Genomic DNA, 11775 nt, shown 5'->3' on the forward strand with positions numbered 1-11775 from the left:
CGCTACACCTCTACAAAGATATCATCATCAATCACTTCAACTGGATAAACCTTCAGCTGACCTTCATCCGGCTCTTGAATGACACCATCAATCAACGAAATTTTGTATTCTCGCATCGGTTCATACAGATATTTCCCTGAAACAATTCCTTCTAAAACCGGTGCCTTAGTTAAGGGACAGTAATCCTCAATGGCAAAAATGCGGCCATCGCTGATTTGGAAAATAGCAATTTTTTGCTCCTCTAAAACGACCGAACGGCCAACCCGGGGCATTAGTTTTGATTTTTTAGTGGCTAATACACGCATATTATTCACCTGCTCCTACTAGTTCTGGTTTTTCGATGGTATACATTTTTTCACGCAGATCAACATCTTTGGTGATTGGTCCCCAGGCATCCTTGCGTCCTTTAGCTGCGATGGCTTTATTCAGCCCTTCCCACAGCTCCTTGCGTTTGTCTGCATCTAACAAAACGGTCTTTACATTTTCAAAGCCCATGCGTTCTACCCATGGTGCGGTCCGTTCCCCGTAAATACCGGTTTTTCGATAGTATTGCAGCATTGCCCCACAAAGATCGACAACTTCATCTTCCGTTTCAACCGTCACCAAGTGTTGTGCTTCAACCAATTCAGTCCCGCCATTTCCGCCGATCATGATTTGGAAGCCATTTTCAACCCCGATGATTCCGAAATCTTTGACTGCTGATTCGACACAGCTTCGAGGACAACCGGAAACGCCAACTTTAAATTTGTGAGGGGTATCAATGTATTCAAAGTTTTCTTCAATCCGAACCCCCAGCTCCATGGTTTTTTGCGTCCCGAAACGGCAGAAGCTTTGACCCACACAGGTTTTCACCGAACGGAAGACTTTGCCATAGGCTTGAGCAGCAACCATATCCAGTTCTTCCCAAATCTTCGGCAAGTCCTCTTTTTTCACACCGTACAAGCCAATCCGTTGAGAGCCGGTAACTTTTACCAGCGGCACCTGATAACGTTCTGCAACCTGCGCCAGCTTCATTAATTGCTGGGGCGAGGTCTGTCCGCCGCGCATTCTTGGTACCACTGAGAAGGTCCCATCTTTTTGAATGTTGGCATGCATCCGTTCGTTGGCAACGCGTGAGTCCCGTTCGTCTTCATGTTCTTCTGGCCAAGCTACGTTCAAGTAGAAGTTAACCGCCGGGCGACATTTCGAACACCCCTCAGCATTACGCCAGTCCAACGCGTCAAAGACTTCTTGGGTACTGGTTAAATGCTTGGCATAAATTTGCGTAACGACTTGATCACGATTCAAATCAGTACATGGACAAATGCCGGTAGCCGTCGTTACGGCATCGCCTAATTCGTATTCTAGCAAGGTTTGAACCTGCGGCTTACATTTCCCGCAGGAAGTTCCAGCCTTGGTGACTTTCCCCACTTCAGCGACACTGGATAAGCCTTTTTCACGAATTGATTGCAGGATTTTCCCTTTTTCAACCCCGTTACAGCCGCAGACAGTTTCGTCATCGTCCCATTCAATCACGTCTTGGCCCATGCCGGCCCCTTCGCCAATTGCCTGTAAGACAGCGATGGATTGTAAATCTTCAATCGTTTGTCCCTTTTTCATCATGTTGTAATAGCGACTGCCGTCATCTGTATCGCCATAAAGCACAATCCCTTGAATCTTGCCATCTTTTAGGAAGATTTTTTTGTATTTACGGGACGCACTGTCGAAGGCTTCGATACTGTCCATGCCTTCTGTATTCAAGATGTTTCCAGCTGAATACAGATCGGCACCGGAAACCTTCAAAGAAGTAAAGGTTTTAGAGCCTTGATATGCCTTAATCTCTGGTTGATCCGTTAACACATCTGCCAAGATTTTCCCTTGTTCAAACAATGGTGCAACTAAACCATAGCAAGTCCCATTATGCTCGACACATTCGCCTACACCATAAATATCCGGCAAACTGGTTGCCATGTAATCATCCACTACGATTCCGCGATTGACTGTTAAGCCGATTTCACGCGCCAGTTCAACAGCCGGACGAATGCCGATTGACATCACAATTAAATCGGTGTCGATTTCGGTATCATTAGAAAAACGCATGCCGCTCACTCGCTGCTCACCTAAAATTTCCTGGGTGCTATGCTCCATCAAGAATTTCAAGCCTTGGTCCTCCAGCTCAGCCTGCAGCAGTTTGCCTGCTTTCTCATCCAGCTGTGTCTCCATTAACCATTTGGCTAAATGAACAACGGTAACCTCCATGCCTTGCTCCTGCAGACCTTTTGCTGCTTCCAGCCCTAAAAGTCCGCCGCCGATAACGACTGCTTTTTTGTATTTGGCAGCTGCAGCCAGCATCTCAGCAGTATCATCAATTGTTCGAAACGCGACAACACCTGCTTTATCCGCACCTGGAATCGGCAGGATAAAAGGATGTGAGCCAGTTGCCATAATCAGCTTGTCGTAAGGAACCGTTTCGCCAGATTCCGTCGTAACAGTTTTCAATTCCGGGTCGACACCCACTGCTGGATTGTTATTGATCAAAAAGATCTGATTTTCTTCGTACCAGTCTAAGGGATTGGTGATGATTTCATCTACGGTCATTTTCTTTTGCAAGACATTGGACAGCATGATGCGATTGTAATTAGGGTATTCTTCCTTGCCGATAATCGTAATTTCGTAACGTTCAGGATCGCGATCCAAAATTTCCTCTACTGTGCGGACCCCGGCCATCCCGTTGCCGATAACAACTAAACGTTCTTTCATTCATTTCCACCTCAACCTGCTTATTGTTTGTTCATAACATCACAATAAAGGAAAAGCTGAGCCATTTATATTAGGGAATCCCCTATTTATTAGTCAAAAAGAGCAAAAAAATTTACAATAACGACTGATTTTGGTGCTTTATTCACTTTTTTGCCTAAAAAAAGCCGTTAGCTTTTAACTAACGACTTTAAGAAGCTTTGCACAGTTGCTCGTAGTTTTTTGGTTTTTTCTGGTGATTTTCCGCCGGTGGTAATCGCCAGACCGACGTCGCCCTCTTTGACAAAGGCCATATTGAAAAAGTTGCTGCGGCTTTGTTTAGTTGTGTCATTGACCAACTGCTGAGAAGTGGTTTCCTGCAAAATCTGCTGATTAACTGCTTCCTTATCGGTGCAAATAAAGATCATTTGAAAGCCTTTAGTATCGCCAGCTTGAAACGACCGCTTTTGCCAGACAATTTGACCGGCTTGCTCCAAGACCTTCAGCTCATCAGTTGCCTCAGGAGCCACTACGATTGGCCGACCGCCTTCTTCTACCAAGCCCTTAATCTTACGGGTAGCGATTTTTCCGCCGCCAATTACCAATACCTCTAAGCGACTTAAATTAACTAAGATTGGATACATGCGGCTTCCTCTAATCGTTCAATAATTGCCGCTGCTAGTGCCGGCTGATCCTGCAAGGTTGGCAGCAGCACGTCAATCGAGCCCCGCTGCTGCACAACTTCCTCTTTAATTTTCTTGGCTAAATAGCCTTCAGTCAAAAATAAACGCTGAATAATCAACAGTTCCGGATGCTGAACCAAAACTTCCTGGTAAAGATGGTCCCCATGATAATGGGCAGGATAAACTATTTTGCCGGTAGCCTGAGAAATTTCTTCTGCCAGCTGCTGCAGCTGCAGGTAAGGCTCTTCGTAATGAGGGGTGCCATGAGCAATCAATAAAACCGTGCTGTCAGCTGAAGCCGCCTCCTCCACCTGTTGAATCAAATATTGGCTGACAGCTTGGGTGGTTCCCAAGGTAGCTAAAATACGATAGGGCAATTTGCCCTCCAGCAAGGCCGCTGCTCGCTGCGGCAAGTCCTCTTTGGCATGAGTTGCTGGAAATAATAGGATCGGCAGGAAAATAATTTCCTCAACCTGCTGAGCTAACAAGCCGTCAATTGCCTCCTCCAGCGTTTGATGGTCTCCTTCCAGCAGACCAATTTTATAGGGACAGGTGAGACGCGGCGCTGTCTTTTCGATTAAAGCTAAGTTGGCTGTCGAGAGCTTATTTTTTCGTCCATGTAAAACAAATACAATTCCTTTCATGAGTCTCCTCCTAAAAATCTATTAAATGATGCTTCAAGCTGTACTGCAGCAGGCTGGCATAGCTTTCCAGCTGCAGCTTCTTGCGAACATTGGCTTTATGAACCTCTACCGTCTTCACTGAAATAAACAGACGCTCGGCAATTTGTTTGTTGTTGTAGCCTAAAGCTACCAGCGGCAGGATCTCTTTTTCCCGTTTAGAGAGACTGCCATACAAGGGGTCCTCTTGCTCCAAAGCAATCTCACTCAGAGCTTGCTCCGTATAGCCATCGTAGTGCCGTTTCCCTTGATAAACGGCACGAATCGTTTCGATCAAGGTTTCATCGTTGGCTGTTTTAAGGAGAAAACCATCCGCCTGAGCCTCCAAGGCTTCTCGTACATAAGACCGTTCATCATGCATTGTCAAAACAATCACCTTTACCTCAGGAAAAGATTCCTTTAAACGCTTAGTAGTCAGCAAGCCATTTTCTCCTGGAGGCATGCTGATATCAATTAGAACCACATCAATGTCGTTATTTTCCACCGTCATAAATACTTCATGACCATCGGCTGCATCGGCAACAACCGCCATATCCGGCTGGGCATTAATCAAAAAGGCCAAGGCATTGCGAATCATGGCATGATCATCAGCGATTAAAATCCTCATTCTTCTCTACCCCTCCTTCAACGGTACCTGCAGCTGAATAACGGTTCCCTGATTCGGCTGAGAATGAATCATCAGCTTGCTGCCAATCGAGGAAGCTCGTTCCCGCATATTAGCTAAACCAAAGCCGCCGCCCTGCTGAGTCATGTCAAAGCCGGCACCGTTATCCTGAATGCGAATAGCTAGCTGATTTTCTGTAAAGTCTAACGACAGATAAAGTAAATTCTCACCAGAATACTTCATAGCATTGGAAACTGCTTCTTGAATCATTCGATAAATAGCGATTCGCACAGGTTCTGTCAACGGCTGCTTAGCTCCAGTCACCGTTAGATCAATCTCGAAACCAGTCATTTCATTCGTTCGTTCAATAAATTGCTCTAACGCCTGAACCAGCCCAAACTCATCAATCGCCATGGGCCGCAGCTCACCTGCCAAATCCTTGATTTCATTCAGCACCTCCGAAAAATGCCGATCCAAGGCTTTCATCTTTTTCGGCTGTTCTTCCGCCGTCGCCCATTTCAACCCTCGGGCCTCCAGCATCAAGCTGTAAACACTTTGAGCAATCCCGTCATGGAGATTTTGGGCAATTTTCTTTCGTTCCAACTCCCGGACATTGTTCAAATAGTCAAACAGGGAGCCTTTCTGCTGATCCGCAGGCCGATTCTGAACCTGCAGCACCAGCTGCCCGTCAGCACTATCCACTCTGCCCCAAAACTCCTCTGTTTTGTCCTCTTCTTTAGTCAGCAAGACAAAAGGAAAACCTAGCGGCGAAACCTTGCCCTCCAGCGGACAATTTAAGCACTCGTCCTTTGTACTGTGTAAGGCACAGCCCTGACCACGGCTGATTTCCAGAACTGAGAGTAAATTAAACCGGTAGGTGTGCTCAATTTCCTGGGCTTTTTGGCTTCTGGCAACGAGTTGATCTTCATTATCTACTTAACCAGATGGCCTCTTGAATAGCTTTAAACAGTGTTTCATTTAACTCAAGCAAGACTTATTCACTTCCTTAATAGTTGACTAAGTTCGGCGGCAGCGGCCTCCAGCTGTTGTCTTTCCAACGCAGAAAACGAATGGTCCTCCCGATAACCACTCATCAAAACTGCCTGTACTTCCTTATCCTCCATCACTGGTGCAGCTAAGGCCGTTTGCAGCTTTTCGGTACGAGCTATCGGGTACTCCACCAGCTTGTCTGGCTGCTGATAAATGTGTTCATCCAGCTGCGTTCGGGCCGTTTTCCATACCATTCCGGCAATTCCCCGCCCTACCTGCAGACGAATATTTTTGTATGCTTCACTGCGATTGCCTGCGACATGCAGCCAACGTATTTCCTTTGGGGCATCCTCGGCGGCAACATCCATGGCAATTCCTAAAAAATCGCAGCCCCATTTTGCTTGATACCCCATTAACCATTCGCTTAACCGCTCCATCACGACTACTCCAATTCCCTATATATTTTTTTACTACTTGTAGTTTGTTATCCATTTCACTATGATAAAGATACTGATTCAGTACCATCATACCAGAAGTTTTAGAAAGGTGCGTGGGGAATTTGCGTAAGAATGTTTCCTTGCCAAGCTTAATTTTAATCATTACAACAACCGTCTATTCCTTTTCCAGTATGACCACGGCTTTCTTTATGTTAGGCAGCCGCTCGTTACTCTGGTTTTTGATTAGTGCTGCCTGCTATTTTATTCCCTATGCCTTGATTGTCGCTCAATATACTAAAAAATATGCCCAGCGTTCGGGATCCATTTATGATTGGCTGAAGGATTCCTTGTCGCCTAAGGCAGCGTTTGTGACCGCCTTTTTATGGTATTGCAGCTATTTTATTTGGATGATCAGCTTGTTTATGAAGCTGCTGATTCCGTTATCGATTTTACTTTTTGGACAGGATTTGACTGGAAAAATCGACTGGCTTGGCTTTCCACCTCAGGCTTGGCTGGCCTTCTTTGCCATTCTAGCCGTTTTCCTTTTAACCGCCTTAATTACTCGCGGCTTTCAAACGATTTTGTCCTTTTTGAAGCTCAGCAGCTATGCCATGATCGGCTTGCTCCTGCTGTCTTTGGTGAGTAATTTAACGATTATTTGGCAGCAGCCGCAGCTGATCGCCGTCAATCTAGCGCAAAGCTTGCAGGCACCCAGCTTTTTTGCCGGCACCAATGAACGTTTTTTATCTCAACTGCCCTTCTTTATTTTTTCCATCACTGCCTTTGGCGGCTTGGATACTGTTGCCAGCTTGGCTGATCGCACGAAAAAAAGTCAGACCCGTTTCCCTAAAGCGATTGTCTACAGTGCTGGATTGATTTTTCTGCTGTATTTTGGCGGTATTATTTTGTGGAGTGCTGCGGCTAATCTGGAACAGCTGAGAAGCGGTGATCCTATGCATTTAGGGAATTTGATGTATGGACTGATCGGAAGTACAGCGCATTCTCTGAGTCAGCTGTTCCATCTGAGCGGCAGTCAAAGTCAGCTATTGTATCAGGTATACATTCGTTACACTGCCTTTACTATGTTTGTTGCCTACCTCAGCTTGCTGTCGTCAATTACTTACGGTCCCTTGAAAAGCTTGATCCAAGGCACACCAAAGGAGCTTTGGCCGCAAAAATTGGTGCTCTTGAATAAGCAGCAAATGCCGGCGAAAGCTTTATGGGTACAGTCGCTGCTGTTAGCCCTATGTATTTTTGCTCTAGCCTTTAATCATTCCTTTGTCTCTGATTTATTTAATCAGTTAACGTACATGACGAATGTTTCGCGGGCACTGCCTTATTTTATCGTTGCTATGAGCTTTCCCTTCTTTTTGCAAAAGGGCATGGTTCAGCCGGACGAGCTGCTGCTTCAGCGAAGGAAAAGCAATTATACGCTGTCCTTTAGCGTTTGTACCTGTATCTTTTTAGCGATTGCCTTTCAAATTTATGAACCGTTAAAGATGGGCGATTACTTGAATTTTTTGACCTTAATTGTCGGTCCGTTAATTTTCGGTGGACTGGCCAGTTGGATTTATCAACGCTCTGAACGCAAGCAAATCGTGTAGAAAAAGAGGAATCGCTCACTGCGATTCCTCTTTTTGCGCCTGACGCTGGTGCATATATTCATAGATCGAATTTCCTTGGATTAACTCTGGCAGAATTTCATTGGGATCCTTAACCGGAACACCTTTTCTTTCCAGAAAAGCCACAAACTGCGGTAAAAAGCCTTTCGCATCGGCTGGCAGATCCAACGAAAAATCCCCTTGTTCCTTTGTTTTTACCGCTAAGTAAAATGGGTCCCGATTAACGTCAAGTGGTGAGTAACGGTCACGAATGACATAAGTAATGGCAATCGATTCAATCATTTCATAGGTTAAATTCGTTTGATTGCTTCTTTTTCTGATTAATTGCAGCGCTAATTTAAAAGGATTGCTGGAAAAGCTTTCTAACGTAATCTTCTGCTGATGAATTACCCAGTAATCCTCCACCAAGGTAGGCAGATTGGCTAAGGTGATTAGTAAAATTAAGACGATTACCACGAGAGAAATTACCCATGAAAATCCTAAAAGCGGCAGGAACATAAACAACAGCAGCCAGATAAACCAAAATTTCCCAATACTTGCCTTAAACATTCCTTTGCCTACTACATAAGGCTTTTTGAAAAAGGGACTGCCTTGAACCAGCTCATCCAGCGAAACATTGTAAAGATCACTCAATAAGATAAGATTATCGATACTGGGAACGGCTTCGCCATTTTCCCACTTAGCAACTGCTTGACGTGATAAATATAATTGATCGGCTAATTCTTGCTGTGTCCAATGTGCTTCCAGGCGCCGCATTTTTAATAATTGATTGATTTGCATTTTTCCTCAACTCCTCCTACCACTAGTGTACCAAATCCCGTCAAATAGGCACGCAACTGTTGGTTGACAAAGCAAAAAAGCTTTTAATGGACACTTCTTTTTGCTGGCTGCTTCCTCACTGATGCCATTTCCCTAGTCGACTATTTAGTTAATGGTACTTCCCAGAAATAGTTGAAAAAGGCTGCTTAAGGATTTATCACAGGATTACCTGTTTTGTGGCTGCTCTGCTTTTGAGATTCATCTCATTATCCTCTAGCTTTATTTTTCAAAAACTTGTTTTTTCAAATCTAGTATAGACGTATCGTACCTGACCTAGTTGTCTCGAAAATGGAAAAAGACTTTTCGTCGAGGAAATTGATTATGAGTTTAAAAGATAGTGCTGTTCAAGCTTTAACTGCAGGATTCTTGAAGCAAATCGATCTGTGTAAAGCGGATAACGCCCTCCATTAAAATAACGAGTGTTTTTTTAACAGCAAAAGAGTCTGCTTTGACACATCTTTATATATATGTTATTTACTCACTTATTTTCTATTGTATTCATGCCGGATTATAGGATTAATTATTGTTAATTAGAAATTATGCTTGATTTTGCCATTGGCCTATTTTATACTTATAACCATATTATAATAACGTAATGGATTGGAGCTGTAACAATGAAACCACTTGGCCAGAGACAATTTTTTGGAATGAAACGCGAGACGCTTGAGGCTCGCCTGATTGAAAACCATGCTCACGAAAAAGATAGCGCCTTCACGATTCAATCGGTACTGATTGCCCTCATTCGGAATGCCTTGAGTCCAGCTGATTTTTCTTTCCTGGCTAAGGAGTTAATTTGTACACTCTTTTTAGAAAAAAATGATCTCCAAGAGGTCAAGGAGCTGTGTATCTATTTTCGCCCATATTTTACCGATGATCAATGGGAAAAAGTGATCACTCGTCTCTTTCCAACCCCTCAGAAACGTTCAGCAATTACCGAGCAAGCTCGTTTATATAGTGAAAAATTCCCTCTGCTGCATTCCGGTGCACGGGACGTCGATACCAAGGCTGGCTTATTATCAACCTTTTTAGATGAACATGGCAAAAAGCATAGCTGGACCTTGAGTAATGTGGACCCGAATTTAACCTCCCAGCAGCACGAGGATTATTTGTCATTGCTAACTACCTTGACGATTCTGCAAAAGGACGGTGTTCGTCGCTTTACCGCGATTGTTGAAGTGAATTACACGCTTCACCAGACTAGTATTGGTCGTCGTACGCAAGAGGAAGTTGAGGCCAAAAAAGAGCTGACTGATGCTCTGCCGCGAGTAGCAACACTTGCCAAAACCGCACCGCAAAAAGAAGCGGATTCCGCTAAGTCGGATAAACAAGAAAACAACTCTGTGACAAACAACCCAAATCCAACGAAATCAAGTAAACTAGAGCAATCGGATTCCGTGTCTAAGCAGCCGCCATCACTTACTGAAACACCGCCTGAAGCCGATCCCTCTGATGAACTGAACGATGTTGAAAGTGTCACTGCCTACATGAACCAACTAAAAAGAAAAGCCGCTGGCAACCCACCTACCAGAGAAGAACGGAAAAGGCAAAATCAAATTAACAAAGCCTTAGGAAAAAAAGGCAAGAAAAGCAAAAAAAATAAAAAGAATAAGCGGCGGAAGTAGTTAGCAAGAATCGCTTGAACTGAATACAAAAAAACGCATAACCAATTGCTTGATTACACGTTAGGGGCTCAAACCAGGATTTTGTTGGGAACCATTCGGTCTTTCAGCTCCGTCAAGACGGCTTGCGCTACACCAAAGCTGCGCAAATAATTTTCAGCTGATTCATGATACGAATGCAGATAATCTAGAGCTTCCTCAATATAGCTAGGCAAGGAATACGACATTTCCACCGGATAGCTTCCGTGTGCGCGCATAAAGTTTGGATTTGCCTTGAGGTAGGTATGGGTAATTTGATAATTTGCGATAATATCCGCCTGACAAACGCCGGCTAATTCCAATAGAAATGCCGCAACAATTCCGGTACGGTCTTTTCCAGCGGCGCAATGAAACAGAATACAGCCTTCGCTTTCGGCAAACGCTTCAAAAATGTTAACCAAGCTGTCGGGATAGCGTTTCAAGCAATCCACATAAAAGCTGCCCATGGAATAATTCATTTCCTTGGTAATGTCCTTAGTGGCATCGGCTACATTGCCGGTCACTAAAGGAATATGCAGATTCTGAATCAGCGGAGAGCTCGGATTAGCCGACTCCCTTACCTCACTATCGCTGCGCAAGTCAACAATGGTCCGCACACCATAGTTTTCTAAGAAAGTGAGATCCTGCTCTGTTAAGTCAGACAGGCTGTCACTGCGTAAAAATTTTTGGAATTGGGTAATGCCCTGCTTTACAGGATAGCCTCCCAGCTCCCGAGTATTAAAGCTGCCGGCTAACGGCAAACGTGTGTAATTTGTCATCGTTTGATTTTGCTCCTATCTAATGGCTTTTTTGATTTGTCCAATCAGCAGTTCCACAGTGATCATGGTCACAAAGATGACTAAAATAATCGTGGAGATTTTAGCATACTCATACTTGCCGATTGAGCGTGTTAATACCATGCCGATACCACCAGCACCTACCATCCCTAAAGAGATTGATTCTGCAATATTGGATTCCAGCCGAATCGATGTCCAAGACAAAATCGGATTGGTTAAGCCTGGCAGCAAGCCTTCTGTGATCAGCTGCAGCCAGCCGGCACCGGTAGATTTCATGGTCTCGATAATTGCCGGGTCTTGCTCTTCAATCGAACTGATGAAGGACTTTGTTAAGTAACCCGTTGTTGGAAAAATCAGACCGACAACTCCAGCGGTATTGCCAAAGCCTAGGCTTGCTACCACAATTAAAATCCAGATTAATGCCGGGACTGCTCGCACAATTCCGACAATTCCCTTAATCAAACCGGCCAGTAAGGGATGAAGTGTTGTGTTGCTGGCCCCTAAAAAACTCAGGGGGATGGAAATAACAAAGCCTAAAGCTAAGCCGGCCACTGCCATGCAAAGAGAGACAAACAACTCAGAAATAATCGTCCCCAAATCCGAAAAATCTAGCACAAAGAATTTAGGCACTACCGCTCCCACTGAATCAAACCGACTGACAAAGGTCTTCACGTCCAGCTTTAAAAAATACAGACTCGCTGCAAATAAACTAATTAATCCCAGTCCAATGACGAGGGTGGTTACCTTTTCTCGTTTGCTGGATACTGCTATTTTTGCTTCCATAAGCTCCT

At 44.4% G+C, this 11775-nt stretch carries 12 protein-coding genes; 2 read left to right on the top strand and 10 right to left on the bottom strand.

Features of this window, described 5'->3' with window-relative positions:
* Positions 1 to 2: 2 nt before the first annotated feature.
* The 7 genes from I588_RS07930 to I588_RS07960 form a co-directional block, all read right to left on the bottom strand.
* On the bottom strand, positions 3 to 305 hold the full coding sequence (locus tag I588_RS07930) for a nitrite reductase (NAD(P)H) small subunit (RefSeq protein ID WP_010755564.1): 303 nt from the start codon (positions 303 to 305) through the stop codon (positions 3 to 5).
* 1 nt (position 306) lies between these two features.
* Complete coding sequence (nirB, locus tag I588_RS07935; RefSeq protein ID WP_010755563.1) at positions 307 to 2739, bottom strand: nitrite reductase large subunit NirB; 2433 nt, start codon at positions 2737 to 2739, stop codon at positions 307 to 309.
* 167 nt (positions 2740 to 2906) lie between these two features.
* A complete protein-coding gene (locus I588_RS07940) occupies positions 2907 to 3359 on the bottom strand; it encodes a precorrin-2 dehydrogenase/sirohydrochlorin ferrochelatase family protein (protein ID WP_010755562.1) in 453 nt (150 codons plus the stop codon).
* The gene (locus tag I588_RS07945) at positions 3344 to 4042 is read right to left on the bottom strand and encodes a sirohydrochlorin chelatase (protein WP_010755561.1); all 699 of its coding nucleotides are present in this window, start codon (positions 4040 to 4042) and stop codon (positions 3344 to 3346) included. The genes I588_RS07940 and I588_RS07945 overlap by 16 nt, the downstream gene beginning before the upstream one ends.
* A gap of 10 nt (positions 4043 to 4052) precedes the next feature.
* The gene (locus I588_RS07950; RefSeq protein ID WP_010755560.1) at positions 4053 to 4685 is read right to left on the bottom strand and encodes a response regulator transcription factor; all 633 of its coding nucleotides are present in this window, start codon (positions 4683 to 4685) and stop codon (positions 4053 to 4055) included.
* A gap of 6 nt (positions 4686 to 4691) precedes the next feature.
* Complete coding sequence (locus I588_RS07955; protein ID WP_010755559.1) at positions 4692 to 5384, bottom strand: sensor histidine kinase; 693 nt, start codon at positions 5382 to 5384, stop codon at positions 4692 to 4694.
* Positions 5385 to 5680: 296 nt separating this feature from the next.
* On the bottom strand, positions 5681 to 6109 hold the full coding sequence (locus I588_RS07960; protein WP_010755558.1) for a GAF domain-containing protein: 429 nt from the start codon (positions 6107 to 6109) through the stop codon (positions 5681 to 5683).
* Between the two features lie 113 nt (positions 6110 to 6222).
* Here I588_RS07960 and I588_RS07965 point away from each other — a divergent pair, with 113 nt between their 5' ends.
* Positions 6223 to 7713, top strand: coding sequence for an amino acid permease (locus I588_RS07965; protein WP_428829816.1), 1491 nt, complete (start codon positions 6223 to 6225; stop codon positions 7711 to 7713).
* Positions 7714 to 7728: 15 nt separating this feature from the next.
* On the opposite strand, the gene I588_RS07970 is transcribed toward I588_RS07965, so the two are convergent.
* Positions 7729 to 8511: a helix-turn-helix domain-containing protein gene (locus tag I588_RS07970; protein ID WP_010755556.1), complete on the bottom strand. Its 783-nt coding sequence runs from the start codon at positions 8509 to 8511 to the stop codon at positions 7729 to 7731.
* A gap of 653 nt (positions 8512 to 9164) precedes the next feature.
* On the opposite strand from I588_RS07970, the gene I588_RS07975 reads away from it, so the two are divergent.
* Complete coding sequence (locus I588_RS07975) at positions 9165 to 10172, top strand: hypothetical protein (RefSeq protein WP_010755555.1); 1008 nt, start codon at positions 9165 to 9167, stop codon at positions 10170 to 10172.
* Between the two features lie 68 nt (positions 10173 to 10240).
* Here I588_RS07975 and I588_RS07980 read toward each other — a convergent pair whose 3' ends face one another.
* Both I588_RS07980 and I588_RS07985 read right to left on the bottom strand, forming a co-directional pair.
* On the bottom strand, positions 10241 to 10966 hold the full coding sequence (locus I588_RS07980; RefSeq protein ID WP_010755554.1) for a tyrosine-protein phosphatase: 726 nt from the start codon (positions 10964 to 10966) through the stop codon (positions 10241 to 10243).
* 15 nt (positions 10967 to 10981) lie between these two features.
* On the bottom strand, positions 10982 to 11767 hold the full coding sequence (locus tag I588_RS07985) for a PhnE/PtxC family ABC transporter permease (RefSeq protein WP_010755553.1): 786 nt from the start codon (positions 11765 to 11767) through the stop codon (positions 10982 to 10984).
* Positions 11768 to 11775 lie beyond the last annotated feature (8 nt).

Origin of the sequence: Enterococcus pallens ATCC BAA-351 (genome assembly GCF_000407485.1) — a bacterium.
GTDB classification, from domain to species: domain Bacteria; phylum Bacillota; class Bacilli; order Lactobacillales; family Enterococcaceae; genus Enterococcus_A; species Enterococcus_A pallens.

Coding starts and splice junctions, on each gene's coding strand:
- I588_RS07950 (WP_010755560.1), bottom strand. CDS start 4,685: ATGAGGATTTTAATCGCTGATGATCATGCCATGATTCGCAATGCCTTG.
- I588_RS07970 (WP_010755556.1), bottom strand. CDS start 8,511: ATGCAAATCAATCAATTATTAAAAATGCGGCGCCTGGAAGCACATTGG.
- I588_RS07945 (WP_010755561.1), bottom strand. CDS start 4,042: ATGAAAGGAATTGTATTTGTTTTACATGGACGAAAAAATAAGCTCTCG.
- I588_RS07980 (WP_010755554.1), bottom strand. CDS start 10,966: ATGACAAATTACACACGTTTGCCGTTAGCCGGCAGCTTTAATACTCGG.
- nirB (WP_010755563.1), bottom strand. CDS start 2,739: ATGAAAGAACGTTTAGTTGTTATCGGCAACGGGATGGCCGGGGTCCGC.
- I588_RS07960 (WP_010755558.1), bottom strand. CDS start 6,109: ATGGAGCGGTTAAGCGAATGGTTAATGGGGTATCAAGCAAAATGGGGC.
- I588_RS07975 (WP_010755555.1), top strand. CDS start 9,165: ATGAAACCACTTGGCCAGAGACAATTTTTTGGAATGAAACGCGAGACG.
- I588_RS07985 (WP_010755553.1), bottom strand. CDS start 11,767: ATGGAAGCAAAAATAGCAGTATCCAGCAAACGAGAAAAGGTAACCACC.
- I588_RS07940 (WP_010755562.1), bottom strand. CDS start 3,359: ATGTATCCAATCTTAGTTAATTTAAGTCGCTTAGAGGTATTGGTAATT.
- I588_RS07930 (WP_010755564.1), bottom strand. CDS start 305: ATGCGTGTATTAGCCACTAAAAAATCAAAACTAATGCCCCGGGTTGGC.